The 25698-nt window shown below is 73.5% G+C and carries 20 protein-coding genes; 5 read left to right on the top strand and 15 right to left on the bottom strand.

What is annotated here, in order from left to right:
* Positions 1 to 10 precede the first annotated feature (10 nt).
* The 7 genes from ACFYXE_RS20825 to ACFYXE_RS20795 all read right to left on the bottom strand — a co-directional run bounded on the left by ACFYXE_RS20825 (position 11) and on the right by ACFYXE_RS20795 (position 7626).
* A complete protein-coding gene (locus ACFYXE_RS20825; RefSeq protein WP_361170919.1) occupies positions 11 to 886 on the bottom strand; it encodes an ABC transporter permease in 876 nt (291 codons plus the stop codon).
* Positions 879 to 1844 (bottom strand): ABC transporter permease, encoded by a 966-nt coding sequence (locus ACFYXE_RS20820; RefSeq protein ID WP_389314364.1) that lies wholly within the window; start codon positions 1842 to 1844, stop codon positions 879 to 881. Before ACFYXE_RS20820 ends, ACFYXE_RS20825 begins: the two co-directional genes overlap by 8 nt.
* 59 nt (positions 1845 to 1903) lie before the next feature.
* On the bottom strand, positions 1904 to 3493 hold the full coding sequence (locus ACFYXE_RS20815) for an ABC transporter substrate-binding protein (RefSeq protein WP_389314362.1): 1590 nt from the start codon (positions 3491 to 3493) through the stop codon (positions 1904 to 1906).
* A gap of 128 nt (positions 3494 to 3621) precedes the next feature.
* A complete protein-coding gene (locus ACFYXE_RS20810) occupies positions 3622 to 4749 on the bottom strand; it encodes an acyl-CoA dehydrogenase family protein (RefSeq protein ID WP_389314360.1) in 1128 nt (375 codons plus the stop codon).
* Positions 4746 to 5936 carry an acyl-CoA dehydrogenase family protein gene (locus ACFYXE_RS20805; protein ID WP_361170931.1) on the bottom strand — a complete coding sequence of 397 codons (1191 nt, stop codon included), beginning with the start codon at positions 5934 to 5936 and terminating at the stop codon, positions 4746 to 4748. Before ACFYXE_RS20805 ends, ACFYXE_RS20810 begins: the two co-directional genes overlap by 4 nt.
* Positions 5933 to 6925, bottom strand: a complete 993-nt coding sequence (locus ACFYXE_RS20800; RefSeq protein WP_389314358.1) for an NADPH:quinone oxidoreductase family protein — start codon at positions 6923 to 6925, stop codon at positions 5933 to 5935. Before ACFYXE_RS20800 ends, ACFYXE_RS20805 begins: the two co-directional genes overlap by 4 nt.
* An 89-nt stretch (positions 6926 to 7014) precedes the next feature.
* Entirely contained in the window at positions 7015 to 7626 is a 612-nt protein-coding gene (locus tag ACFYXE_RS20795) for an XRE family transcriptional regulator (protein ID WP_361170938.1), read from the bottom strand.
* 125 nt (positions 7627 to 7751) lie between these two features.
* Between ACFYXE_RS20795 and ACFYXE_RS20790 the strand changes: the two genes are divergently transcribed.
* Both ACFYXE_RS20790 and ACFYXE_RS20785 read left to right on the top strand, forming a co-directional pair.
* Positions 7752 to 8813: an NAD(P)/FAD-dependent oxidoreductase gene (locus ACFYXE_RS20790; RefSeq protein WP_389314670.1), complete on the top strand. Its 1062-nt coding sequence runs from the start codon at positions 7752 to 7754 to the stop codon at positions 8811 to 8813.
* A gap of 111 nt (positions 8814 to 8924) precedes the next feature.
* Positions 8925 to 9908 carry an SDR family oxidoreductase gene (locus ACFYXE_RS20785; RefSeq protein WP_389314355.1) on the top strand — a complete coding sequence of 328 codons (984 nt, stop codon included), beginning with the start codon at positions 8925 to 8927 and terminating at the stop codon, positions 9906 to 9908.
* Between the two features lie 38 nt (positions 9909 to 9946).
* Here the strand turns inward: ACFYXE_RS20785 and ACFYXE_RS20780 are convergent, their stop codons facing one another.
* The 8 genes from ACFYXE_RS20780 to ACFYXE_RS20745 form a co-directional block, all read right to left on the bottom strand.
* Positions 9947 to 10780 (bottom strand): enoyl-CoA hydratase/isomerase family protein, encoded by an 834-nt coding sequence (locus ACFYXE_RS20780; RefSeq protein WP_389314353.1) that lies wholly within the window; start codon positions 10778 to 10780, stop codon positions 9947 to 9949.
* Positions 10781 to 10921: 141 nt separating this feature from the next.
* The gene (locus ACFYXE_RS20775; RefSeq protein WP_389314351.1) at positions 10922 to 11683 is read right to left on the bottom strand and encodes a PIG-L deacetylase family protein; all 762 of its coding nucleotides are present in this window, start codon (positions 11681 to 11683) and stop codon (positions 10922 to 10924) included.
* Positions 11684 to 11757: 74 nt separating this feature from the next.
* Positions 11758 to 13059, bottom strand: coding sequence for an alpha/beta fold hydrolase (locus ACFYXE_RS20770; RefSeq protein ID WP_389314349.1), 1302 nt, complete (start codon positions 13057 to 13059; stop codon positions 11758 to 11760).
* 114 nt (positions 13060 to 13173) lie between these two features.
* Complete coding sequence (locus ACFYXE_RS20765; RefSeq protein WP_389314668.1) at positions 13174 to 14196, bottom strand: LacI family DNA-binding transcriptional regulator; 1023 nt, start codon at positions 14194 to 14196, stop codon at positions 13174 to 13176.
* 69 nt (positions 14197 to 14265) lie between these two features.
* A complete protein-coding gene (gene rhaS / locus ACFYXE_RS20760) occupies positions 14266 to 15369 on the bottom strand; it encodes a rhamnose ABC transporter substrate-binding protein (protein WP_389314347.1) in 1104 nt (367 codons plus the stop codon).
* Positions 15370 to 15406: 37 nt separating this feature from the next.
* Positions 15407 to 16396 (bottom strand): ABC transporter permease, encoded by a 990-nt coding sequence (locus ACFYXE_RS20755; protein ID WP_361177233.1) that lies wholly within the window; start codon positions 16394 to 16396, stop codon positions 15407 to 15409.
* Positions 16389 to 17447, bottom strand: a complete 1059-nt coding sequence (locus tag ACFYXE_RS20750; protein ID WP_389314345.1) for an ABC transporter permease — start codon at positions 17445 to 17447, stop codon at positions 16389 to 16391. The genes ACFYXE_RS20755 and ACFYXE_RS20750 overlap by 8 nt, the downstream gene beginning before the upstream one ends.
* Positions 17444 to 18940: a sugar ABC transporter ATP-binding protein gene (locus tag ACFYXE_RS20745; RefSeq protein ID WP_389314343.1), complete on the bottom strand. Its 1497-nt coding sequence runs from the start codon at positions 18938 to 18940 to the stop codon at positions 17444 to 17446. The genes ACFYXE_RS20750 and ACFYXE_RS20745 overlap by 4 nt, the downstream gene beginning before the upstream one ends.
* Before the next feature lie 237 nt (positions 18941 to 19177).
* On the opposite strand from ACFYXE_RS20745, the gene ACFYXE_RS20740 reads away from it, so the two are divergent.
* The 3 genes from ACFYXE_RS20740 to ACFYXE_RS20730 are packed head-to-tail and all read left to right on the top strand — an operon-like array spanning position 19178 to position 25638.
* Positions 19178 to 22378 (top strand): alpha-L-rhamnosidase, encoded by a 3201-nt coding sequence (locus ACFYXE_RS20740; RefSeq protein WP_389314341.1) that lies wholly within the window; start codon positions 19178 to 19180, stop codon positions 22376 to 22378.
* Between the two features lie 33 nt (positions 22379 to 22411).
* Positions 22412 to 23587 (top strand): L-rhamnose isomerase, encoded by a 1176-nt coding sequence (rhaI, locus tag ACFYXE_RS20735; RefSeq protein ID WP_389314339.1) that lies wholly within the window; start codon positions 22412 to 22414, stop codon positions 23585 to 23587.
* On the top strand, positions 23575 to 25638 hold the full coding sequence (locus ACFYXE_RS20730) for a bifunctional aldolase/short-chain dehydrogenase (RefSeq protein WP_389314337.1): 2064 nt from the start codon (positions 23575 to 23577) through the stop codon (positions 25636 to 25638). Before rhaI ends, ACFYXE_RS20730 begins: the two co-directional genes overlap by 13 nt.
* The last annotated feature ends 60 nt before the right edge of the window (positions 25639 to 25698 follow it).

The following is a 25698-nucleotide window of genomic DNA, read 5'->3' as shown; positions in this document are numbered from 1 at the left end:
GCAGGGACCGTCACAGCATGAGCTCCGATCGGCGCCGGGGGTTGATCCGCTCCCGCCAGGCGCCCGCGAGGCCCGCGATCGCCAGGGTGGGCACGATGATGAACAGGCCGGGGAAGAGCGTCGGCCACCAGTCGCCCGCGAGGAGCGAGCCGCGCGCGCTCTGCACGAGCGTGCCGAGGCTGGCCTGGTGGGTGGGCAGGCCGAGGCCGAGGAAGGACAGCGCCGACTCGTGCCAGATGGCGTGCGGCACCATCAGGACGGCGGCGAGGCCGGCCTGCGGCAGGACGCCGGGCAGCAGGTGCCGGACGGCGACGCGCAGCCGGGAGGCCCCGCCGGAGATCGCCGCGTCGACGTAGGGCCGTGAGCGCAGCGAGAGGACCTCGGCGCGCACGATGCGGGCCGTGGAGAGCCAGTGCGTGAGCGCCACGGAGACGACGACGGGCCAGACCCCGGGCCGGAACATCGCGACGATGAAGATGCCGAGCAGCAGGTGCGGCACGGACGCGAAGACGTCCACGAGCCGCATCACGATCCGGTCCACCCACCCGCCGGAGGCGGCGGCCAGCGCGCCGACGGCGGTGCCGATGACGGTGGCGACGACGGCCGCGACGACGCCGACGAGCAGCGAGACGCGCAGTCCGTAGACGCACCGCAGCAGCAGGTCGCGGCCGACGTCGTCGGTCCCGAAGGGGTGCGCGGGCGAGGGCGGCCGCAGTTTCGCCGCGAGGTCGACGGCCTGCTCGTCGAGGTGGACGAGCGGCGGCACGAGCAGCACGGCGAGGACGACGGCGGCGACGAGGACCGCGGAGGTGCGTACCCGCCACGCGCGCGTGGAGCGGCGCGGGCCGCCCCGGGCGCGCCAGACGATGCCGGCCGGCTCAGCCATCGAAACCCACCCTCGGATCGGCGAGGCCGTACAGGAGGTCGGCCACGAGGTTGCCGAGCAGGACCGCGACGGTGGCGAGCGCGGTGAGCGCGGCGAGCAGCGGGAAGTCCACGGAGGTCGCGGCCTGCACGGTGGCCGCGGCGATGCCCGGCCAGCTGAAGACGGTCTCCACCAGGAGCGCCCCGGTGATCAGTTCGGGCACCCGCGAGCCGATGAGGGTCAGCACGGGCAGCATGCCGGAGCGCAGCGCGTGGCCGAGCAGCACGGTCCGCTCGGCGAGGCCGCGCGCGCGTGCCCCGCGCACCGGGTCGTCGCCGAGGGCGTCGCCGACGCCCTGGCGCACGTACAGCACGAACCAGGGCAGCTGGGAGATGGCGAGGACGCCCGCGGGCAGCACCAGGTGACGCGCGACCTGTCCCGCGGTCACGGTCGAGCTCGCGGTGTCGGTGAGGCCGCCGGAGGGCAGCACGCCCAGCTTCAGCGCGAACAGCCAGACGGCGAGCAGGCCGAGCCAGAACGGCGGCGCCGCTTCCAGGGTGTACGCGAGGGAGGTGACGGCACGGTCGAGCCAGCCGCCGGGGCGGCGGGCGGCGAGCACGCCGAGTGCGGTGCCGAGCAGGATCGCGACGAGGAAGGCGGTCGCGGCGAGCAGCACGGACCAGCCGATGCGCTCGCCGATGGCGTCCGCGACGGGCTGGCGCAGGGTGCTGGAGTCGCCGAGGTCGCCGGAGAGCGCCGAGGTCAGCCAGTCCCACCAGCGGGCGGCGAGCGGCCGGTCGACGCCGAGGTTGGCGCGCAGCTGGTCGAGGTTCTCCTGGGACGCGGTGAGCCCGGCCGTGCCCGCGTACGCCTTGACGGGGTCGAAGGGCGAGGCGGCGGCGACGGCGAAGACGCCGAAGGTGACGACGAGCAGCACGGGCACGGCGAACAGGGCCCGCCGGCCAGCGAGCCGGGCCATCGGCCCCCAGGGCGGGCGACGGCGCGCCGCCCGGCCCGGGGCCTTCGATATCGCCGGTGTCACTTCTCGGGCTGCCAGTCCTCGACGTTCCACCAGGGGCCGGATGCCAGGCCGTGGTCGTGCGGCTCGACCTGGGTGCTCAGGTCGCCGAACTTCTTGTCGACGACGTAGAGGTGGTCGATGTGGGTGAGGAAGGTGTAGCCCGGGTTCTTCACCAGTTCGCGCTGGATTGTGTCGTAGGCGGCCTGGCGCTCGGCGTGGTCGCCGCTCTTGCGGGCGTCCTCCAGGGCCTTGTCGACCTTCGGGTTGTCGTAGTGCGCCATGTTGTTGAAGCCGTCGCCCGCGAGGGAGGACTTCAGCAGGGTGTACTGGTCGAAGTCGGGGTCGGCCGGGGAGCCGCCGCCCGCGAGGACCGCGTCCTTGGGCATGCGGGGCTCGATGACCTCCCACGTGCCGGACTGCACCTTGACCTTGATGCCGAGCTTCTTGGCGTCCGAGGCGTAGGCGAGGGCGTGGTCCTGGCGGAGCTTGTCGCCGGAGAGGTACCAGAGCGGGAACGTCGCCTGGACGCCGTCCTTCTCGCGGATGCCGTCCTTGCCCGGCTTCCACCCGGCGTCGTCGAGGATCTTCCTGGCCTTGGCCGCGTCGAAGGTGCGCTCGGTGCCCTTGGTGAACCAGGGGCTGTCGGTCGGGACGGGCCCGTAGGCCTCCTTGCCCTCGCCGTACAGGATCGAGTCGACCATGGCCTTGCGGTCCACGCCGACGTCCAGGGCGCGGCGGACGGCGGTGTCGCCGGCGACCTTGTTGCCGGTGGGCAGCGTCACCACGCGGTAGTCGAAGGTCTTGGCGGCGTAGCTGTTCTTGCCGCTGTCGTTCTTGTACTTCTTGGCGAGGTTGGGCGGCAGGATCGCGCCGTCGAGCTCACCGGCGTCGAGCCGGGTGGCGCGGATGTCGTCGTCCTTGATGATCGCCATGGTGAAGTTCTTGACCTTCGGCGCGCCGCCCCAGTAGTCGGGGTTGGCCTTGAAGGTCAGCTTCTCGCCCTTGGACCACTTCACCAGCTCGTAGGGGCCGGTGCCGACGGGCTTGGTGGTGAAGGAGCCGTTGTTCACGTCCTGCTTGCCCGCGACGTGCTCGGGCGCGATGGGCAGGACGGTGCGCTCGGCGAACGGCGCGTAGGGGTACTTGAGGTGGAAGACGACGGTGTCGTCGCCCTTCGCCTCGACGCTCTTGACGGCGTCCAGCTCGGTCTTGGCGGCGTTGTTGGTCTTCTTGTCGAGGATCGTCTCGTACGTGAAGACGACGTCCTTGGCCGAGAAGGGCTTGCCGTCGCTGAACGTGACGCCCTTGCGGAGCGGGAAGGTGTAGGTCTTGCCGTCGTCGGCGACCTTGGGCAGCTCGGCCGCGAGGGCGGGCTTGAGCTTCATGTCGGCGTCGTGCGTGAGCAGCCCGTCGAAGATCTTCGAGTTGCCGTCCTTGCCGTAGCCGAGGAGGGGGCTGAGGGTCTCGGGCTCGTACGCGATGCCGACGACCGCGGAGTCCTTCGCGCCGTCGCCGCCGTCGCCCGGCGCCGAGCAGGCGGAGGCGGCGACCGCTATCGCGGCCACCGTCGCCATCGCGCCTGCGCCCCGTATCGATCGGGCCCTCATGCTCCACACCCCTACTGAAGATCAGCTGTTATTGCGAACAGCTCGCAATTATGCCTTACGTAATGGGGGCGTAAAACGCGCAGCCCGCACCTGGTAGGTGCGGGCTGCATCGAACAGGGCGGGGGTGGTCAGGGGGCCCGCAGGTCGACCAGGGCGGCCAGCGCCTCGCGGTGCCGGCCCGCCGTGCCGTAGGCGATCGAGTCGGCCTTGGCGCGCTTCAGACGGAGGTGCACCGGGTGCTCCCAGGTCATGCCGATGCCGCCGTGCAACTGGAGCGCCTCCTCGGCGGCGCGCACCGCGACGGGGGCCGCGTAGGCCTGGGCGAGGGCGGCCGCGACATCCGCGTCGGCGCCGTCCGCGGCGAGGGTGCCCGCGGCGTTGCGGGCGGCGGCGCGGGTGTTGACCACCTCCAGCCAGAGCTGGGCCAGGCGGTGCTTGAGTGCCTGGAAGGAGCCGACGGGCCGGTTGAACTGCTTGCGTTCCTTGGTGTACCGGACGGTCTCCGTCAGGCACCACTCGGCGAGCCCGAGCTGCTCCGAGGCGAGCAGCGCGGCGCCGGCCCGCAGCGCCCGCAGGACGGCCGGGCCCGCGTCCGGCGCCAGCTCGCGTGCGCGGGCCCCGTCGAAGGTGACCGTGGCGAGCGGCCTGGTGAGGTCGAGGGAGGTCCGCGGGGTGACGGTGACGCCGTCCTGTGCCGTGTCGACGGCGAAGAGTCCGCCGTCGGCGGGCACGAGCAGGACGTCGGCGCAGGACGCGTCGGCGATGCCGGTCAGCTCCCCGTGCAGGGCGCCCGCCGCACTCCGCACCCGCTGGAAGGCGGCTCCGGGCGCGACGGCGAGGCTCACCGCGAGCGCGCCGACGGTGCGCCCGGCGGCGAGCGCCGCGAGCAGGTCGGCGGCCTCGCTCCCGGTGCAGGCGAGCAGCGCCTCGGTGGCGACGACGGCACTGGTGAGGTAGGGCACGGGCGCCACGGCGCGGCCCAACTCCTCCAGAACGACGGCCGCTTCGCGGTGGGTGGCGCCCTGGCCGCCCCGCTCCTGAGGCACGAGGAGCCCGGCGAGGCCCATGCCGTCGGCGAGGGCCTTCCACAGCCCACGGTCGTAGGGCACGCCGTCCGCCGGGGACTCGATGCGGGCGAGGACGGCGCCGGCGTCGCACCGGTCGGCGAGCAGGTCGCGCACCGCGGAGCGCAGCGCCTCCTCCTCCTCGGAGTAGAGCAGGTCGGGCTGCGGGTCCTGGGTGCTCTGCGCGCTCATCGGGCGAGGTCCTTCCACGCGACGTCCTTGTCGGTACGCGGCTCGGCGGGCAGGCCGAGGACGCGCTCGGCGACGATGTTGAGCAGGACCTCGCTGGTCCCGCCCTCGATGCTGTTGCCCTTGGAGCGCAGGTAGCGGTAGCCCGCGTCGCGGCCCACGAAGTCGACGAGCTCGGGCCTGCGCAGGGTCCAGTCGTCGTACAGCAGGCCCTCCTCGCCGAGGAGTTCGACCTCCAGGCCGCTGATCTCCTGGTTGAGGCGGGCGAAGCCGAGCTTCATGCCGGAGCCCTCGGGGCCCGGCTGGCCCGCGACGAGCTGCTGGCGCAGCCGCTCCCCGGTGAGGCGGGCGACCTCCGCGTCCACCCAGAGCTTCAGGAGTCGCTGGTGCAGGTCGTGGGTGCGCAGCTCGGGGCGCTCGCGCCAGGCCCGGACGACGGGGCCGATCATGCCGCCCTCGCGCGGGATGCGCATGCCGCCGATGGAGACGCGCTCGTTCATGAGCGTGGTCTGGGCGACCTTCCAGCCGTCGCCGACCTCGCCCAGGCGGTGCGCGTCGGGGATGCGCACGTCGGTGAGGAACACCTCGTTGAACTCGGCCTCGCCGGTGATCTGGCGCAGCGGCCGTACGTCGACGCCCGGGTCGGTCATGTCGCACACGAAGTACGTGATGCCCCGGTGCTTGGGCGCGTCCGGGTCGGTGCGGGCGATGAGGATGGCCCAGCGGGCGGTGTGGGCGCTGGACGTCCACACCTTCTGGCCGTTGACCACCCAGTCGCCGCTCGCCGCGTCACGGACGGCGCGGGTGCCGAGCGCGGCGAGGTCGGATCCGGCGCCGGGCTCGCTGAAGAGCTGGCACCACACTTCCCGGCCGGTCCACAGGGGGCGCAGGAAGCGGCGCTTCTGCTCGTCGGTGCCGAAGCCGAGCACGGTCGGCGCGGCCATGCCGAGGCCGATGCCGATGCGGCGCGGGTCGTTGTCGGGGGCTGCCGCGGCCTCCAGTTCGGCGTCGACGACGGCCTGCAGCGAGCGGGGCGCGCCGAGGCCGCCGAGGCCCTCGGGGTAGTGCACCCAGGCGAGACCGGCGTCGAAGCGGGCCGCGAGGAAGTCGGCGCGGTCCGTGGTGGCCGGCGGGTGCGCGGCGAGGAACTCCCGGGTGCGCGTGCGCAGTTCTGTGGCGTCGGTCGTCATGCGGCACCTCCGTGCGGCAGTTCCTGCGGGAGCCCGTGGGGCAGCACGACGACCCGGCCGGTGGTGACGCCGTCGGCGACGCGCTGCACGGCGGACGCGGCACCGGCCAGCTCCACGCGCTCACTGATCAGCGGCTTGATGGCGCCCTTGGCCGCCAGTTGGGACAGCTCCTCGTGGCAGCGCAGGATCAGGTCCGGGTCCTTGGTCTTGTACAGGCCCCAGTGCAGGCCCACGATCGAGTAGTTCTTGACGAGGGCGTGGTTGAGCGCGGGTGTGGGGATCGTGCCGCTGGCGAAGCCGATGACGACGATGCGGCCCTCGAAGGCCACGCACTTGGCGGACTTGGCGTAGGCGTCGCCGCCCACCGGGTCGTAGATCACGTCGGCGCCGCGGCCCCCGGTCGCCTCCTTGACGGCACCGACGAGGTCGTCCGTGCGTCGGTCGAGGACCAGGTCGCAGCCGAGTTCACGGGCCACCTGCGCCTTGTCCGCGCCGCCGACGACACCGATGACCCGCGCGCCCGCGGCCTTGCCGAGCTGGACCGCGGCGCTGCCGACGCCGCCCGCGGCCGCGTGCACCAGGAGGGTCTCGCCCGCCCGGAGGTGGGCGCGGCGGTGCAGGGCGAACCAGCCGGTCTGGTAGCCGATGTGCAGCGCCGACGCCTCGGCGTCGTCGAGCGCGTCCGGCGCCGGGAGGAGTCCCGCGGCGTCCGCGACGGCGTACTCGGCGAAACCGCCGTACGGCAGTGCGGAGTTGGCGATCACGCGCCGCCCGTCCTCGGTCTCGCCGCAGATCTCCATGCCGGGCGTGAACGGCATCGGCGGCCTGACCTGGTACTGCCCCCGGCACAGCAGCGCATCCGGGAAGTTGATGTTCGCGGCGCGGACCTTCAGCAGCACCTGCCCCGTTGCGGGCGTGGGGCGGTCCACCTCGGCGAGGCGCATCACCTCGCCCGGCTCGCCGTTCTCGTGCACTTGCCATGCCTGCATGCGGGGCCTCCACGGGGGCTGTCGTAGACCGGGCTCGTCCGCATACTAAGCGGTCGCTTGCCCTGAGGGGAACAGTCCCGTGGGGCCGGTCAGCCGGCGTCCTCCTTGCGTGTGGGGCGCGCCCGTACGTGCATGCGTTCCCCCTGCGGCCCGAAGAGGCTGATGAACTCCGCGCCGCCCTCGCTCGTCGCCCCGAACCAGTGCGGCACCCGGGTGTCGAACTCCGCGGCCTCGCCGGGGCCGAGCAGCACGTCGTGGTCGCCGAGGATCAGGCGGAGCTTCCCGGACAGGACGTACAGCCACTCGTACCCCTCGTGGGTCTGCGGGTCCGGCGGTGCGGTGGTGCGGGCGGGCTCGACCACCTTGTACGCCTGGAGGCCGCCGGGCTGGCGGGTCAGCGGGAGCATGGTGCGGCCGTGCCGCACGATCGGCTTGGCCCGCACCCGCGGGTCGCCCACCGGCGGGGCGCCGACCAGCTCGTCCAGGGGGACCTGGTGGGCGCGGGCGATCGGCAGGAGCAGTTCGAGGCTGGGCCTGCGGTGGCCGGACTCCAGCCGGGAGAGGGTGCTGACCGAGATGCCGGTGGCGCCGGAGAGTCCCGCGAGGGTGGCGCCGCGCTCCTTGCGGATCCGCCGCAGCCGCGGGCCGACCTCGGTGAGGATCTGGTCCATCGCTGCCGGCTCCGCCGTCTCTTCGCTCATGTCCCCATCATGCCCCTTGTTGCGGGAACAGCAAAGCTGCTTGTCGAAATCGCACCGCGGGGGCGACAGTGCCCGTGGAGGTGGTCACCGTGACCCGGAACGAGATCGAGAACGAGAACGAGAGCGTGGGACGAGGCACCGCACGGCGTGCGCAGGGCGGGAACGACGGAGAGGTCCGGGCGTACGACGTGGTGGTGGTCGGCGGCGGGGCGGCAGGGCTGAGCGCGGCGCTCGTGCTCGGCAGGTCCCGCAGGCGGGTCCTCGTGGTCGACGCGGGCGAGCCGCGCAACGCGCCCGCCGCGCACATGCAGGGCTACCTGTCGCGGGACGGCATGCCGCCCGCCGAGTTCCTCGCCGAGGGGCGGCGGGAGCTCGCGCGGTACGGGGTGGAGGTGGTCCGGGACCGGGTGGAGGAAGTGACGCCGGACGGGGCCGGGGAGTTCGGGGTGTCGCTGGCCGACGGCGGGGCGGTGCACGCGCGCCGGGTCGTCGTGGCGACGGGGCTGGTCGACCGGGTGCCCGGCGTGCCGGGGCTCGCCGAGCGCTGGGGCCGCGACGTGCTGCACTGCCCCTACTGCCACGGCTGGGAGGTGCGGGACCAGCCCTTCGGCGTGCTCGCGTCCGAGCCGTTCCACAGCCATCAGGCGCTGCTGGTCACCCAGTGGTCGAAGGACGTGACGCTCTTCCTGCACACCGTCGGGGACCTGCCGGACGCCGAGTGGGAGCGCCTCGCGGCCGCCGGGGTCCAGGTGGTGGAGGGCGAGGTCGCCGGCCTGGAGGTCGGGGACGACGGACTGACCGGGGTGCGGCTCGCCGACGGCCGGATCGTCCCCCGCTCGGTGCTGTTCGTCGCCGCGCGGCCGGTGCCGCGCGACGGGCTGCTGACCGCGCTCGGCGCCCGGCTCAGGGACACCCCGGTCGGCCCGTACCCGGCGGTGGACGAGACGGGCCGCACCAGCGTCCCGGGCGTCTGGGCCGTCGGCAACGCCGCGGGCCCCATGGAGCAGGTGATCAACGCGGCGAGCGCGGGGCACCGGGCGGGCACCACCATCAACGCCGAGCTCGTGATGGCCGACATCGACGCGACGGCCGCCCTGCGCCGGGCGGGGGTCTTCACCCCGCGGACGGAGGCCGTGGTGGCCCGCGCGGTGGCGGGCGAGCGGGCGCACGGGCTGGTGGCGCCGTAGCCAGGGCCTCCGCCCGCCGCCCCTCCGCACGGCGGTCGGCGCGTCGGGGCCGCCGCATGGAGGCCGCCGCGGGCATGGCGGTTTCGCCCCGTACGCGGTACCGATGCGCGCATGACGGACGACGGAGCGGATCTCGGAACAGGCCAGGGCCCGCGCGGCACCCGGCACACCGGAGCGGAGGGCCGGGCCGACCCGGGCGGCCCCGGGCCGTCGGCGGGCGCCCTGCCCGGTCTGCCCCCGCCTCCCCCGCCGGGCGCGAGCGCGCTGCCGCCCGGCACGTACGACGGCACGGTCGTGCTGGTCACCGGGGGCGGCACGGGGCTCGGCAAGGCCGTCGCGGCCGAGTTCGCGCGGCTCGGCGCCGATCTGGTGATCGCGAGCCGCAAGGAGGACCGGCTGGCGGCGGCACGGGACGAACTGGCGGAGCTGGGCGGGCGCGTGGCGACCGCGGTCTGCGACATCCGGGACGCGGACCGCGTCGCGGAGGTCTTCGACGCGGCGCAGGAGGCGTACGGCCTGCCCGACGTCCTGGTGAACAACGCGGCCGCCAACTTCCCCGTCCCCGCCGAGGACATGTCCCCCGGCGCCTGGCGCTCGGTCGTCGACATCACGCTCACCGGCACGTTCCTGATGACGCGTGAGTTCGGCCGGCGCCATCTGGCCGCGGGCACCCCCGGCTCGGTCATCGACGTCGGGGCGTCGTACGCCTGGACGGGCGGGCCCGGCTTCGCCCACAGCGCGGCGGCGAAGGCGGGGGTGAAGAGCCTGGTGGAGACCCTCGCGGTGGAGTGGGGGCCGTACGGCATCCAGGTCAACGGGCTCGTGCCGGGCCTGATGCCGCACGACGACATGACCGCGGACATCCGCGGCAACCTCGACCGGGCGCGGGACAAGGACGGCAGGCAGCCCGCCCTCCGCGTCGGCCTGCCCCGCGAACTGGGCTGGGCCGCGACGTTTCTTGCCTCGCCCTACGCCCGGTTCGTCACGGGCCACACGCTGGTCGTCGACGGTGCGAACTGGCAGCGCCGGGGCCTGGTGAGCCCGCCGGTGGTGACGGTGCGGGAGCAACTGGGCCGGGGCCCGTTCACCGGCTGACGGCACGGACCACCGCGCCCCGGCTCCGCCGCACCGCCCTACTTCCCCTGGAACGACGCCGGCCGCCGGGCCGCCTTCGCCCCGTACCCCTCGCGGGAGTCCTCCGAGGTGAGCGTGATCGCCGCGTTCATCGCGACGCGGTCGAGCGCGCCCGCCATCCCCGCGTCGGCGTACGCGTCGATGCCGCGCTTGATGCCCTGCACGGCGAGCGGCGCGTTCGCCGCGATCTCGGCGGCCACGGACCGGGCCGTCCGCGCCAGCTCGGCGACGGGGACGACCTGCTGGAACAGGCGCAGCCGCTCGGCGGTGGCCGCGTCGAGCCGGCGCCCGGTCAGCGCGAGCAGCTTGGCCCAGCCCGCGCCGGCCTCACGCGCGATGCGCAGGTCGCCGCCCGCGTCCACGGCGACGCCGAGCTGCGCCTCGGGCAGCGCGCAGACCGCGTCGTCCGCCGCGATCCGGACGTCCGCCATGAGCGCGAGCTCGAAGCCGAAGCCCAGGCAGTAGCCCTGCACGGCGGCGACGACCGGCTGCGGGAGTTCCGCGAAGGCGCGGAAGCGTTCGTGCACCCAGCGCATCGCCTCGTAGTAGTTGCGGGTGCGCTCCGCGCCGGAGCGGCCGGTGATCGCGCCGCCCGGCGCCGTGATGTCGATGCCCGCGCAGAACGCCCGGCCCTCCGCGCGCAGCAGCACCGCCCGGATCGAGTCGTCGAAGCGGATCCGGTCGGCCATCAGGCCGAGTTGCCGGGTGGACTCCCAGCTCCACGCGTTGAGCTTGCCCGGGCGGCAGAGGGTCAGGACGCCCAGGCCGTCCTCGACGTCGAGGCGCAGCCGCTCCTCGCCCGCCGGGATGTCCGTGCCGATGGTGTCGATCATCCGCGCTCCCCTGCACCGACGCTTCTGATGGCCCGTCAGGCCATGGGTCGTCAGACTAGGGGCGCGGGCGTCCCGACTGAAGGGCTCCGGCGCGGCGGCGGGTCCGGTCCCGTGCCTCGCGCCGGACCCGCGGTCCGGGGCTCAGCGGCCGAAGACCTCGAACGCCACCGCGGGCTTCCCGCCGAAGCGCGGTGCCACCGCCTGCGCGTTGCCGGTGAGGAACGTCCGGCAGTACTTCTCGGGGTCCTCCTGCGTCAGGGCCTCGATGTACGTGCGGTGTTCGAGCAGCGAGGCCACCGAGCGCTCGAGGCCCGCCGACGCGTCCACGGCGTGCGTGGGCGTCGCCGAACCGGCGACGGCGACCCACCGCACGCCGTTCCAGGGCTCCAGGCCCTGCTCCGCGATCAGCTCGGGGAAGATCCAGCGGTTGCCCGCGTCGGCCGCCGCGTCGAGCGTGGCGCGGCCGACCGCCACGTGGTCGGGGGTGTTCCAGGCGACGCCGCCCCAGGTGTCGCGGTGGTTGAGCGTGATGACGAGCTCGGGGCGGTGCCTGCGGATCGCGGCGGCGATGTCGCGGCGCAGCGCGGTGCCGTACTCGACGACGCCGTCCTTGTGGTCGAGGAACTCCACGGCGTCCACGCCGACGACGGCCGCGCTCGCCCGCTGCTCGCGCTCGCGCAGCGGTCCGCAGGTGGCGGGGTCGAGCGTGTCGATGCCGGCCTCGCCACGGGTCGCTAGCACGTACGTGACCTCACGGCCGCCGTCCGTCCAGCCCGCGATGGCCGCCGCGCAGCCGTACTCCAGGTCGTCCGGGTGGGCGACGACGGCGAGCGCGCGCCGCCAGTCCTCGGGCATGGGCGTGAGCTGGTCGGCGGGAGGGGCTGCATGCTGCGGCTCGGTCATGATTCTCAGCTTATCCCCGGGGTCCGACGACGGCCGGGGGACGACCGGGACCGGGCCCTCCCCCCGCCGCCCGGTCAGGCCTCGCCGTGCAGCAGCTTCAGGAGCCGGTCCAGTACGCGCGGACCGCTGACCCGCAGCCCGTCGTGCTCGAACTCGTCGGTGACGTAGGTGCGCAGGCCGCGGATGGCGCGGGCGGTGCGCAGGGAGTGCTCGGTGTCGACGTACAGGTCGTCGTGGTAGACCGCCGCGGCCACCGGCACCTCGTTGGCGGCGAGGCGCTCCGGGTCGTACAGGCGCGGCCAGTCGGTGCGCGCGGCGAGCAGCTCGGCGGTCTCGCGCAGCGGGCGCAGTGCCGGGTCGCTGTCGAACATCCAGCGCTGCACGGCTTCCCCGGTGAACAGCAGGGGCGCGTCACCGGCCAGCGTCTTCGCCGGGTCGAACTGCGGGAACTCGGCGCGCACCCGCTCGGCCGCCCAGGCCGTGGGGCGTGTGTCCCGGCCGTAGATCGCCTCGTGCAGGACGGCGAAGAGGGGGTTGCCCGCGTACGAGAGGGCGGTCCGCAGGTTCTCCCGGAAGGCGTCGGAGAGTTCGGTGCCGGCCGGGGTGCGGACGAACGCGTCCTCCAGGAGGTAGTGCAGGCGGTGGCTGCCGTCACCGGTGCCGAGGAGCATGCCGAGCGACTGGAAGGCCTCGACGGTCAGCCGGTAGCCGCCGTCCAGGACCGGCTCGTGCTCGGCGATGTGGGCGGCGACGGCGCGCGCCCGCTCGACGTCCTGCGGGTAACGGGCGTAGTGCGCGGCGCTCTTGCGCGCCATCCGCGGGTAGGCCGCGCGGTACACGTCGTCGGCGTGCCCGTCCAGGGCGGGCAGGCCGCCGGTGATGAGGGCGCCGGCCAGTCCTTCGGGCGCAGCCGAGAGGTAGTGCGTGGCGCAGAAGCCGCCGAAGCTCTGGCCGAGCACGGTCCAGCGGGCGCCGCCGGTCACCTCGGGGCGGATGGTCTCGCAGTCGCGGACGATGGAGTCGGCGCGGAAACGGGCGAGGTAGTCGGCCTGCTCGCGCGGGCCGCCGCGCAGCGGCAGCGTCTGCCGGTTGGCGGGCGTGGAGCTGCCGGTGCCGCGCTGGTCGAGCAGGAGGACCCGGTAGTCCCGCAGGGCGCGGTCGAGCCAGGACTCGCGGCCGCTGAAGCGGGTGGCGCCGAAGCCGGGGCCGCCCTGGAGGTAGACGAGCCAGGGCAGGTCCGCGCCGCCGCGGGCGGCCGGGACCACTTCGCGCGCGAAGAGCTCGATCCGCTCCCCGGCCGGATCGTCGTGGTCGAGCGGCACGCTGAAGCGGCGGTCGGTGAGGACGACTCCCGGCTGGCGGTACGTGACGGTCAAGGCTGCTCCTGGGCGCTGTGCGGGCGGGTGCGCGGATCTTCCGGTCCCAGTCCAGCACACGTGCCGGTCCTGCCCGCTCCGGGGACCCCGGTGGCGCCTCGGTGCGGCATCCGGTCAGCGCGGCGCCAGGCTGGAGCGCCGCACCACGAGCTCCGGCACGAGCACCACCCGCCGGTGCTCGTGCGCGTCGCCGTCCTGCGCCGCCGTCTCCTCCAGGAGGAGCTCGGCCGCCATCGCGCCCATGGTGACGGCGGGCTGACGCACCGAGGTGAGCGGCACGGCGGCGGCCGCCGCGAACTCGATGTCGTCGTAGCCGACGATCGCCACGTCCTCGGGGACGCGCACCCCGGCCGCGTACATCGCCTGGAGGACCCCGAGCGCCAGCAGGTCGTTCGCGCAGAACACGGCGGTGGGGCGCTCGGCGAGGCCGAGGATGCGGGCCCCGGCGTCGCGGCCCGCGGCCACGTCCAGGTGCTCGGTCGGCAGCTCGCGCAGCGCCGAGGCGGGCAGACCCGCTTCGGCGAGCGCCTGGAGCGCGCCCTCGCGGCGGTCGGCGACCTGGTTGAGGCCGGGCGGTCCGCTCACGTACGCGATGCTGCGGTGCCCGGCGTCGATCAGGTGGCGGACGGCGAGCGCGCCGCCCATCACGTCGTCGACCGAGACGGAGCACTCCGTGGCGCCCTCGGCGACCCGGTCGACGAGGACGAAGGGGATGCCGTGCCTGCGGAACGCCTCGATGTTCTCGCCGGTGGCGTCGGCGGGGGTGAGCAGCACGCCGTGCACCCGCTGCTCGGCGAAGAGCGAGAGGTAGTCGGCCTCCTCGGCGGGGCTCTGGCCGCTGTTGCACACCATGACGCGCAGCCCGGCCCCGCGCGCGGCGCGCTCGGCGCCGCGCGCGACGTCCACGAAGAAGGGGTTGCCCATGTCCAGGACGAGCAGCGCCATGATGCGGCTGCGTCCCGCGCGCAGTTGGCGCGCCGACTCGCTGCGTACGTAGCCGAGCCGGTCGATGACCGCGCGCACCCGGTGCAGGGTCTCCTCGGAGACCGTGTCGGGGCGGTTGATCACGTTCGACACGGTGCCGACGGAAACCCCGGCGTGTCTCGCCACGTCCTTGATGCCGACCATGCGTTCCAGGTGCTCCATCCTGCTGTGCGGCCGTTCCCGGCCGTCGGACCAGCGTACTGAGGCCCGGGGGCCGGGGGCTCAGAACCGGTGGCGGTCGATGTTCTTCTTGTCGAACACCGTGGGCTCGCCGAGGTCGACCACGCCGTCGTCGCCGATGGTGAAGGTGCCGAGCGCGCCGGCCTTGAAGGTCTCGCCCTGCCGGCCGGTGATCTGCCCGGAGGACAGCGCGACGGCGGTGTGCGCGGCGAGCGCGCCGAGCTTGGCGGGGTCCCACAGCTCGAAGCCCTCGACCGTGCCGTTCTTGACGTACTTGCGCATGTCGTTGGGGGTGCCGAGGCCGGTCAGCATGACCTTGCCCTTGTACTTGGACCCCGACAGGTACTGGGCGGCCGCCTTGATGCCGACGGTGGTCGGCGAGACGATCCCGGCGAGCCCGGGGTGCTCCTGGAGCAGTCCCTGGGTCTGCTGGAACGACTGCTGCGCGTCGTCGTTGCCGTAAGCGGTCTTCACGAGCTTCATGTCCTTGTACTCGGGCTTCTTCAGCTCGTCCTTCATGAAGCCGATCCAGGTGTTCTGGTTCGTCGCGGTCTGCGCGGCGGAGAGGATCGCGATCTCGCCCTTGTAGCCGAGCTGTTCGCCCAGGAGCCGCACCTGGCTGCGGCCCAGCGCCTCGGCGCTCGCCTGGGAGACGAAGACGTGCCGGCAGCCGGGCTTGGTGTCCGAGTCGTAGGTGACGACCTTGACGCCGTTCTTCATGGCCTGCTTGAGGGCGGTGCACAGGGCGCCGGGGTCCTGCGCGGAGACGGCCATCGCGTCGACCTGCTGCTGGGTGAGCGTGTTGACGTAGCTGACCTGCCCGCTGGTGTCGGTGGCGCTGTTGGGGCCCGTCTCCTTGAAGGTCGATCCGAGCTCCTCGACCGCCTTCTCGCCGCCCTTGTCGGCGACGGTGAAGTACGGGTTGTTGACCTGCTTGGGCAGAAAGGCGACGGTGAGGTCCTTCTTGGTGGCGGCGTTCGGGTCGGCCTTGGCGTCGGACGCGGCGGCGCCGCCGTCCTCGGCGGAGTTCTTGGTGGAGTCCTTGGTGGTGCCGCCGCAGGCCGTGGCGGCCAGGGCGAGCGAGGCGGCGGCGAGGACGGCGCACAGGCGGCGTGCGGCCGGGGTGCGGAGCGCGGGAGCGGACATCGTGGGTCCCTTTCGGCAGGGGTGGTGGAGCGCGGGGTCAGGGGGCGGTCGGCGCGGGGCGGCGTCCGGCGCGCGCGGTGACGAGCCGGCGTGCCACGCGCGGCCCGAGGACGGACACCACGAGGAGCACGCCGGTGACGACGATCTGGGACTGCGCGGAGACGTTGAGCAGGCTCATCGCGTTCTGCAGCGCGCCGAGCAGGAAGACACCGGCGACCGCGCCGCCGAGGGTGCCCTTGCCGCCGTCGAAGTCGATGCCGCCGAGCAGCACGGCCGCGACGACGGAGAGTTCGAGCCCGGTGGCGTTGTCGTAGCGGGCGCTGGCGTAGTGCAGGGCCCAGAAGATACCGGTGAGGGAGGCCATCAGGCCGGTGGCGACGAACAGCCACAGCCTGTGCCGCCGCACGCGCACCCCGGCGAAGCGGGCGGCCTCCTCATTGGCGCCGATCGCGAACAGCGAGCGCCCGAACGGCGTGGCGTGCAGGGCCACGACGGCGACGGCGAGCAGCACCAGGAAGGGCAGGAAGGCGTACGGCACGAAGGTGTCGCCGATGCGGCCCGCGGCGAAGTCGAGGTACTGCGTGGGGAAGTCGGTGACGGCGTCCGACCCGAGGACGATCTGGGCGATGCCCCGGTAGGCGGCCATCGTGCCGATGGTGACGGCGAGGGACGGCAGCCCGAGACGGGTCACCAGGAGGCCGTTGACGAGTCCGCAGACCACACCGAGGAGCAGGCAGAGCGGGATGATCGTCTCGATGGCCATGCCCGCGTTCCACAGGGCGCCCATCACGGCGCCGGACAGCCCCGCCGTGGACGCCACGGAGAGGTCGATCTCCCCGGAGACCACGAGCAGGGTCATGGGCAGCGCGATCAGGGCGATGGGCAGCGTGTTGCCGATGAGGAAGGACAGGTTGAGGGCGTTCCCGAAGCCGTCGACGAAGCCGAAGGAGAGCAGCAGGAGGACCACGAGGAGGGCACCGACGACGGTGTCCCAGCGGACGGCACGCGTGAGCGGGGAGTCAGTCAAGGCTGCCACTCCTTCGGTTCGATGCGGCCCGCTTCTTCAGGGCGCGGGCGACGCGCAGGGCGACGACCCGGTCGACGGCGATGGCGAGGACGAGCAGCACGCCGTTGATGGCGAGCACCCACACGGAGCTGACGCCGAGGGCGGGCAGCACGCTGTTGATGGAGGTCAGCAGGAGGGCGCCGAGCGCCGCTCCGTAGACGCTGCCGGCGCCGCCGGTGAAGGCGACGCCGCCGACCACGACGGCGCTGACGACGGTGAGTTCGTAGCCGTTGCCGGTCGCGGAGTCGACATTGCCGAAGCGGGCCAGGTAGAGGGCTCCGGCGAGTCCGGCGAGGGCGCCGCAGACGGTGTACGCGAGGAGGATGCGGCGGCGGACCGGGATGCCGGCCAGGCGGGCCGCCTCCGGGTTGGAGCCGAGTGCGTACAGCTCGCGGCCGCCTCCGTAGTGCCGCAGGTAGTACGCGACGGTGACGAGGACGAGCAGGGCGATGAGCGCGAGCCAGGGCACGGCCCAGAGGCCGCCGGAGCCGAAGTCGACGAAGCCGCCGGGCAGGTCGGACGCGGTGATCTGGCGCGAGCCGACCCAGATCGAGTCGAGGCCGCGGATGACGTACAGCGTACCGAGGGTCACCACGAGCGCGGGCACCTGGCCGAGGCTGACCAGGGCGCCGTTGAGGAGTCCGCAGCCGACGCCGAGGGCGACGGCGAGGAGGATCGCGGTGCCGGAGCCGCCGCCGCCCTGGAGGTGGTTCCCTGCGGCGAAGGCGCTGATGCCGAGCGTGGAGCCGACGGACAGGTCGACGTTGCGGGTGATGACGACCAGGGCCTGGCCGGTGGCGACGAGGACGAGGATGGTCGCGTTCAGGAGCAGGTCCTTGATGCCCTGCTCGGAGAGGAACTCGCTGTTGCCAGCCTGGGTGAGGGCGATCATCACCAGGAAGACGAGCAGGATGGCGAGTTCGCGCATCTTGAACACGCGGTCGACGAGGCGGGCGGCGCCCGCCTTCCCCGGGTCGACGGCGGGCGCAGGCTGTCGGGTGGTGACGCTCATGCCGCCCTCCCGGTGGCCGCCGCCAGCACGGACTCCTCGGTGGCCGCGGCCCGCGGGATCTCCGCCGTGAGGCGCCCTTCGTGCATGACGAGGACCCGGTCGGCCATGCCGAGGATCTCGGGCAGGTCGGAGGAGATCATCAGGACCGCGACGCCGTCCGCGGCGAGGGCGGACAGCAGCCGGTGCACCTCGGCCTTGGTGCCGACGTCGATGCCACGGGTCGGCTCGTCGACGATCAGCACCCGGGGGCCGGTGGCCAGCCACTTGGCGAGGACGACCTTCTGCTGGTTGCCGCCGGAGAGCGTGCCGACGGCGTCGGCGATCCGCGCGTACTTCACCTGGAGGCGCACCGCCCAGTCCAGGGCGCGGCTGCGTTCGGCGCCCCGGTCCATCAGGCCGGCGCGGACGGTGGTGCGCAGTCCGGTCAGGCCGATGTTCCGCTCGATCGACATGTTCATCACCAGGCCCTGGGCGCGCCGGTCCTCGGGGACGAGAGCGAGCCCGGCCGCCATGGCGGTGCTGGGGGCGCCGTTGGTCAGCGCCCTGCCCTGGACCTCGACGGTCCCGGCGTCCCACCGGTCGACGCCGAACACGGCCCGGGCGACCTCGCTGCGGCCCGCCCCGACGAGTCCCGCGAGGCCGACGATCTCCCCGCAGCGCACGTCGAACGACACGTCGGCGAAGACGCCTTCGCGGGTCAGCCGCCGCACGCTGAGCGCGACGTCGCCGACCTGCGTGTGCTGCTTCGGGTAGAGCTCGTCGAGGTCGCGGCCGACCATCCGGCGCACCAGGTCGTCCTCGGTGAGGCCGGCGAGCGGCTCGCTCGCGATCAGCGCGCCGTCGCGCAGGGTCGTGACGCGCTGGCAGAGCGCGAAGATCTCCTCCAGGCGGTGCGAGATGAACAGCACCGCGGCGCCCTGTTCGCGCAGGGTGCGGACGACGTGGAAGAGGCGCGTCACCTCGCTGCCGGTGAGCGCGGCGGTCGGCTCGTCCATGATGAGCACGCGCGCGTCGGCGGAGAGCGCCTTGGCGATCTCGACGATCTGCTGGTCGGCGATGGACAGGCCGCGCGCGGGCTGCCCGGGGTCCAGGTCGACCGCCAGGCGCGCGAAGAGCGCGCGGGCGGCGCCGGTCACCGCCTTGTGGTCGACGCGGCCCAGGGAGCGGCGCGGGCGGCGCCCCATGAAGATGTTCTCGGCGACGGACAGGTCGGGGAAGAGCGTCGGCTCCTGGTAGATGACGGCGACTCCGGCGTCGCGGGCGGCGGCGGGGCCGTGGAAGACGACCGGCCGGCCGTCGAGCGAGAGGCCCCCGGAGTCCGGCCTGTGCACCCCGGCCAGGGTCTTGATGAGGGTGGACTTCCCGGCGCCGTTCTCGCCTGCCAGGGCATGCGCCTCTCCGGCGTGGAGCTGCAGGGAGACGTCCTTGAGGGCGCGTACGGCGCCGAAGGACTTGCTCAGGCCGTGCGCGGCCAGGACGGGGGGCTCTCTCATGGGGAACACCGATCGGGGGTGAGGGATCACGGGCGGGGCAGGACATGAAAGGTTTCAACCAAGTGGCAGGGAAGCTAGACCGACGTCAACTGCACCGTCAATGGGGTGGACTTGAGAATCCTGTTAATCCGTTGATTTTCCGGGGTTTACAGCAAGAACCCTTGACACCCGGAAACCCGCTCCCTAACTTCGCGGTCCGTGAAACGATTCATCCCCGCGTCGTGACGGAGCTTCCCTGTGATCAGCAGAAGACGACTGCTCGGCACCACCACCACGATCGCCCTCGGTGCACCTGTCGCGGGCACGGCCCCGGCACAGGCCACCGCCCCCGCCGCCCCCGGCAGCGCCCGCGCCTCCCTCCGCGTCACCCGCCCCACCGTCGAGTACGCCCGGGAACCGCTCGGCCTCGACACCCCCCGCCCGCGCCTGAGTTGGCCGCTGGCGTCCGACGCGCCGGACCAGGCGCAGAGCGCGTACCAGATCCGGGTCGCCACCGGCGCGGCCCTGCTCGACCGGCCCGACGTGTGGGACAGCGGCAAGGTGACGTCCCCCGACTCGGTCCTCGTGCCGTACGACGGGCCCGAACTCAAGGCGCGCACCCGCTACTTCTGGACGGTCCGCGTCTGGGACGCGGCCGGGCGGCCCTCCGCCTGGAGCGAGGCCTCCTGGTGGGAGACCGGCCTCACCAAGGCGTCCGACTGGACGGCCCGCTGGATCGGCGCCCCCGCCTCCCTCATCGGCGCCCCGTCCCTGGACCGCGCCTCCTGGATCTGGTTCCCGGAGGGCGACCCGGCGAGCAGCGCGCCGGCCGCCACCCGCTGGTTCCGCGGCCACCTCGACGTGCCGGGGGGCGTGACGCGGGCGCGGCTCGTCGTGACCGCCGACGACGGCTTCACCGCGTACGTGAACGGCACGCGCGTGGCGCACACCGAGGCCGACAACACCGCCGACAACTGGCGCCGTCCGGTGGTCGTCGACGTGACCGAGCACCTGCGCCCCGGCGCCGCGGTCCTCGCCGTCGCCGCGACCAACGCCGTGGCCGGGCCCGCGGGCCTCCTCGGCCTCCTGGAGCTGACCACCGCCGACGGCGTGCGCACCGTCGTCACCGACGCCACGTGGAAGACCGTCGACAAGGAGCCCTCGGGCGACTGGTGGTCCCCCGCTCACGACGACGGCTCCTGGTCCGCCGCGAAGGTCCTCGCCGCCTGGGGCGCGGGCCCCTGGGGCAAGGTCGTGGCCGCCTACGCCCCCGCCGCCCAGCTCCGTCACGAGTTCCGCCTGGGCCGCCGCAAGGTGGCGCGGGCCCGGCTGTACGCGACCGCGCTCGGCCTCTACGAAGCGCACCTCAACGGCACGCGCGTGGGCGAGGACCGCCTGGCACCGGGCTGGACGGACTACCGCAAGCGCGTCCAGTACCAGACCTACGACGTGACGGAGCTGGTCTCCGCCGGGGCCAACGCGCTCGGCGTGACGCTCGCGGCCGGCTGGTACGCGGGGAACATCGGCTGGTTCGGCCCCCACCAGTACGGCGACCGGCCCGCCCTGCTCGCCCAGTTGGAGGTCACGTACACCGACGGCTCGACGGAGCGCGTGCTGTCCGGCACCCCGTGGCGGGCCGCCCTCGGCCCGGTGACCGGCGCGGACCTCATGTCGGGCGAGGAGTACGACGCGCGCCGGGAGACCGCGGGCTGGACGCGCGCCGGATACGACGACTCCCGGTGGGCCGCCGCGGAGGCCGTCGACAAGGTGACCGCGGCCCTGGTCGCCGAAGTCGACGCCCCCACGCGCGTGGAGCGGCAGATCTCCGCCCGCAAGGTGACCGAGCCGAAGCCCGGCGTGTTCGTCTACGACCTCGGCCAGAACATGGTCGGCGTCGCCCGGCTCACCGTCTCCGGCACGGCGGGCACGACGGTCCGGCTCCGGCACGCCGAGGTCCTCAACCCCGACGGGACGATCTACACCACCAACCTGCGCACCGCCCGCGCCACCGACACGTACACCCTCAAGGGCGGCGGCAAGGAGACGTACGAACCGCGCTTCACCTTCCACGGGTTCCGCTACGTCGAGGTCACCGGGTACCCCGGCAAGCCGCCGCTGGACGCGGTCGTCGGCCGGGTCGTCCACACCGCGGCGCCGTTCACGATGGACTTCCGGACGAACGTCCCGATGCTCGATCAGCTGCACAGCAACATCACCTGGGGCCAGCGCGGCAACTTCGTGTCCGTGCCCACCGACACGCCCGCGCGCGACGAACGGCTCGGCTGGACCGGCGACATCAACGTCTTCGCGCCGACCGCCGCCTACACCATGGAGTCCGCCCGCTTCCTCGCCAAGTGGCTGGACGACCTGCGCGACGGCCAGGCGGACGACGGCGCCTTCACCGACGTCGCGCCGTTCGTGGGCCCCGTCGGCAAGGGGGTCGCGGGCTGGGGCGACGCGGGGGTGACGGTCCCCTGGGCGCTGTACGAGGCCTACGGCGACACCCGCGTCCTGGAGCGTGCCTGGGAATCGATGCTCAAGTGGCTCGACTACCTGGAGAAGCACAGCAACGGCTACCTGCGCCCCGCCGAGGGCTACGGGGACTGGCTGAACATCCAGGACGAGACCCCCAAGGACGTCATCGGCACGGCCTACTTCGCGCACAGCGCCGCCCTGGTCGCCAAGACGGCCGAGGTGCTGGGCAAGGACCCGGCGCCCCACACCGCGCTGTTCCGCGGTGTCCGGGACGCCTTCCGCGCCGCCTACGTCACCGGCGGCGGGCGCGTGAAGGGCGACACGCAGACCGCCTACGTCCTGGCGCTGTCCATGGACCTGCTCGCCGACGCCGACCGCGGCCCCGCCGCCGACCGCCTCGTCGAGCTCATCAAGTCCAAGCAGTGGCACCTGTCCACGGGCTTCCTCGGCACGCCCCGGCTGCTGCCCGTGCTCACCGCGACGGGCCACACCGACGTCGCCTACCGCCTGCTCGTCCAGCGGTCCTTCCCCAGCTGGGGCTACCAGATCGACCGCGGCGCCACCACGATGTGGGAGCGCTGGGACTCCATCAAACCGGACGGCAGCTTCCAGGACGCGGGCATGAACTCCTTCAACCACTACGCCTACGGCTCGGTCGGCGCGTGGATGTACGCGCACATCGGCGGCATCGCCCCGGCCGAGCCCGGCTTCCGCAAGGTGCTCGTGCGGCCGCGGCCCGGCGGCGGGGTGACCGAGGCGCAGGCCCGCTTCGACTCGGTGCGCGGACCCATCACGACCGACTGGAAGGCGGGTCCGGACGGCTTCCGGCTCACCCTGACGCTGCCCGCCCACACCACCGCCGAGGTGTGGATCCCCGCCGACAAGGCGTCCCGGGTGAGCCACGGCTCGGCCCGGTTCCTGCGGATGGACGACGGCTGCGCCGTCTACTCCGCCGCGTCGGGCACCCACCGCTTCTCCCACTGACCCACGTCCCACCACCTTTTGAAGGGCTGCGCGATGACCGCCGGAACCAGCAAGGACGCCGTGAAAGCGGCACTCACCACCCAGGCCCTTGAGACACCGTCCTGGGCGTACGGCAACTCCGGCACGCGCTTCAAGGTCTTCGCGCAGCCAGGTGTCCCCCGTACGACGCGCGAGAAGCTCGACGACGCCGCCCGCGTGCACGCCCACACGGGCGTCGCGCCGACCGTCGCCCTGCACATCCCGTGGGACCGGGTCGACGACTACGCCGCGCTCGGCGCGTACGCCGCCGAGCGCGGTCTGCGCCTCGGCGCGATCAACGCGAACGTCTTCCAGGACGACGACTACCGGCTCGGCTCGGTCACCAACCCCGACCCGGCGATCCGGCGCAAGGCCCTGGCCCACCTCCTGGAGTGCGTCGACATCATGGACGCGACCGGGTCCCGTGACCTCAAGCTCTGGTTCTCCGACGGCACCAACTACCCGGGCCAGGACGACCTGCGCACCCGCCAGGAACGGCTGGCCGACGCGCTGCGCGCGGTCCACGACCGGCTCGGCGACGACCAGCGGATGCTCCTGGAGTACAAGCTGTTCGAGCCCGCCTTCTACGCCACGGACGTCCCCGACTGGGGCACCGCGTACGCGCACTGCCTCAAGCTGGGCCCGAAGGCCCGGGTCGTCGTCGACACCGGGCACCACGCCCCGGGCACCAACATCGAGTTCATCGTGGCGACGCTGCTGCGCGAGGACAGGCTCGGCGGTTTCGACTTCAACTCCCGCTTCTACGCGGACGACGACCTGATGGTCGGCGCCGCCGACCCCTTCCAGCTGTTCCGGATCATGTACGAGGTGGTGCGCGGCGGCGGCCTCGACCCCGCGGCGGGCGTGGCCTTCATGCTCGACCAGTGCCACAACATCGAGGCGAAGATCCCCGCGATCATCCGCTCGGTGATGAACGTCCAGGAGGCCACGGCGAAGGCGCTGCTCGTGGACGCCGACGCCCTGGCCGACGCCCAGCGCACGGGTGACGTGCTCGCGGCCAACGGCGTGCTGATGGACGCCTTCAGCACGGACGTGCGTCCCCTACTGGCGGATGTCAGGGAGGACTTGGGGCTCGCCCCTGATCCGCTGGGGGCCTACGACAGGTCAGGCTGGCAGGAGCGGATCGTGAAGGAACGGGTCGGCGGCGAGCAGGCCGGATGGGGGGCATGAGCGACATGGCACACGACAGGCACGAGCGTGTGGCGGAGCTCCTCGACCGCGCCCACACCTTGGGCGCGGACCCGCGCAACACGAACTACGCGGGGGGCAACGCATCGGCGAAGGGCAGCGCCCCCGACCCGGTCACCGGCGCGCCCGTCGACCTCATGTGGGTCAAGGGATCCGGCGGCGACCTCGGCACGCTCCGCGAGTCGGGCCTCGCGGTGCTCCGCCTGGACCGGCTGCGCGCGCTGCGGGAGGTGTACGGGGGCGTGGCGCGGGAGGACGACATGGTGGCCGCCTTCGACTACTGCCTGCACGGCAAGGGGGGCGCCGCGCCGTCCATCGACACCGCGATGCACGGCCTGGTCGACGCGGCCCATGTCGACCATCTGCACCCCGACTCCGGTATCGCCCTCGCCTGCGCGGCCGACGGCGAGAAGCTGACCGCCGAGTGCTTCGGCGACACGGTGGCGTGGGTGCCGTGGCGGCGCCCCGGCTTCCAGCTGGGCCTGGACATCGCGGCCGTGCGGGCGGCGCGCCCGGAGGCGATCGGCTGCGTCCTGGGCGGGCACGGCATCACCGCGTGGGGCGACACGTCCGAGGAGTGCGCCCGCAATTCCCTCCACATGATCCGTGCCGCGGAGCGGTTCCTCGCCGAGCGCGGCAGGCCGGAGCCGTTCGGCGCGGAGCTGCCCGGGTTCGGCCCGCTGCCGGCCGCCGAGCGGCACGCGCGAGCGGCCGCGCTGGCCCCGGTGATCCGCGGTCTCGCCTCCCAGGACCGCCCGCAGGTGGGCCACTTCACCGACGCGGCCCCGGTCCTCGACTTCCTCGCCCGCGCCGAGCACACCCGCCTGGCCGCGCTCGGCACTTCCTGCCCGGACCACTTCCTGCGCACGAAGGTCAGGCCCCTGGTCCTGGACCTGCCACCGACCGCGCCCGTGTACGAGGCGGTCGCCCGCCTGCGCGAACTGCACGCCGCGTACCGCACGGAGTACGCCGCGTACTACGCACGGCACGCGGAGCCGGGCTCGCCCGCGATGCGCGGCGCCGACCCGGCGATCGTCCTGGTGCCCGGCGTGGGCATGTTCAGCTTCGGCAAGGACAAGCAGACCGCGCGCGTGGCCGGCGAGTTCTACGTCAACGCGATCAATGTGATGCGGGGTGCCGAGGCCGTCTCCACGTACGCCCCGATCGAGGAGTCCGAGAAGTTCCGTATCGAGTACTGGGAGTTGGAGGAGGCCAAGCTGCGCCGGATGCCCGCGCCGAAGCCCCTCGCCACCCGGGTGGCGCTCGTGACGGGTGCGGGCAGCGGTATCGGCCGGGCCATCGCGCACCGCCTCGCCGCCGAGGGCGCGTGCGTGGTCGTCGCGGACGTGGACGCGCGGCGCGCGACGGACGTGGCCGGCGAACTGGGCGGGCCCGACCGGGCGGTGGCCGTGACCATGGACGTGACGAGCGAGGCGCAGATCTCCGCGGCGTTCGAGGCGGCGGCCCTCGCCTTCGGCGGGGTGGACCTGGTCGTGAACAACGCCGGGATCTCCCTGTCCAAGCCGCTCCTGGAGACCACCGCCCGCGACTGGGACGTGCAGCACGCCGTGATGGCGCGCGGCTCCTTCCTGGTCTCCCGGGAGGCCGCCCGGCTCCTGCGGACCCAGGGCCTCGGCGGCGACATCGTCTACATCGCCTCCAAGAACGCGGTGTTCGCGGGACCGAACAACATCGCCTACTCCGCGGCCAAGGCGGACCAGGCCCATCAGGTGCGGCTGCTGGCGGCCGAGCTGGGCGAGGACGGCATCCGGGTCAACGGCGTGAACCCGGACGGGGTGGTACGCGGCTCGGGCATCTTCGCGGGCGGCTGGGGCGCGCGGCGCGCGGCGGTCTACGGGGTGCCCGAGGAGAAGCTCGGCGAGTTCTACGCCCAGCGCACCCTGCTCAAGCGCGAGGTCCTGCCGGAGCACGTGGCGAACGCGGTGTTCGCCCTGACGGGCGGGGACCTCGCGCACACGACGGGGCTGCACATACCCGTCGACGCGGGAGTGGCGGCGGCGTTCCTGCGCTGACGCGCGGGGCGCCTCCCGCGACGCGCCACGCCCGCGTACGCTGCACCCATCCGATGACCG

It is taken from the genome of Streptomyces sp. NPDC002564 (assembly GCF_042889645.1).
Lineage (GTDB): Bacteria > Actinomycetota > Actinomycetes > Streptomycetales > Streptomycetaceae > Streptomyces.
This window is presented reverse-complemented; position numbering and strand designations above follow the sequence as displayed.

Excerpts from the sequence above, each read along its gene's own strand:
- ACFYXE_RS20825 (WP_361170919.1), bottom strand. The coding sequence starts at position 886 with ATGGCTGAGCCGGCCGGCATCGTCTGGCGCGCCCGGGGCGGCCCGCGC.
- ACFYXE_RS20820 (WP_389314364.1), bottom strand. The coding sequence starts at position 1,844 with ATGGCCCGGCTCGCTGGCCGGCGGGCCCTGTTCGCCGTGCCCGTGCTG.
- ACFYXE_RS20815 (WP_389314362.1), bottom strand. The coding sequence starts at position 3,493 with ATGAGGGCCCGATCGATACGGGGCGCAGGCGCGATGGCGACGGTGGCC.
- ACFYXE_RS20810 (WP_389314360.1), bottom strand. The coding sequence starts at position 4,749 with ATGAGCGCGCAGAGCACCCAGGACCCGCAGCCCGACCTGCTCTACTCC.
- ACFYXE_RS20805 (WP_361170931.1), bottom strand. The coding sequence starts at position 5,936 with ATGACGACCGACGCCACAGAACTGCGCACGCGCACCCGGGAGTTCCTC.
- ACFYXE_RS20800 (WP_389314358.1), bottom strand. The coding sequence starts at position 6,925 with ATGCAGGCATGGCAAGTGCACGAGAACGGCGAGCCGGGCGAGGTGATG.
- ACFYXE_RS20795 (WP_361170938.1), bottom strand. The coding sequence starts at position 7,626 with ATGAGCGAAGAGACGGCGGAGCCGGCAGCGATGGACCAGATCCTCACC.
- ACFYXE_RS20785 (WP_389314355.1), top strand. The coding sequence starts at position 8,925 with ATGACGGACGACGGAGCGGATCTCGGAACAGGCCAGGGCCCGCGCGGC.
- ACFYXE_RS20780 (WP_389314353.1), bottom strand. The coding sequence starts at position 10,780 with ATGATCGACACCATCGGCACGGACATCCCGGCGGGCGAGGAGCGGCTG.
- ACFYXE_RS20775 (WP_389314351.1), bottom strand. The coding sequence starts at position 11,683 with ATGACCGAGCCGCAGCATGCAGCCCCTCCCGCCGACCAGCTCACGCCC.
- rhaS (WP_389314347.1), bottom strand. The coding sequence starts at position 15,369 with ATGTCCGCTCCCGCGCTCCGCACCCCGGCCGCACGCCGCCTGTGCGCC.
- ACFYXE_RS20750 (WP_389314345.1), bottom strand. The coding sequence starts at position 17,447 with ATGAGCGTCACCACCCGACAGCCTGCGCCCGCCGTCGACCCGGGGAAG.
- ACFYXE_RS20745 (WP_389314343.1), bottom strand. The coding sequence starts at position 18,940 with ATGAGAGAGCCCCCCGTCCTGGCCGCGCACGGCCTGAGCAAGTCCTTC.
- rhaI (WP_389314339.1), top strand. The coding sequence starts at position 22,412 with ATGACCGCCGGAACCAGCAAGGACGCCGTGAAAGCGGCACTCACCACC.
- ACFYXE_RS20730 (WP_389314337.1), top strand. The coding sequence starts at position 23,575 with ATGGGGGGCATGAGCGACATGGCACACGACAGGCACGAGCGTGTGGCG.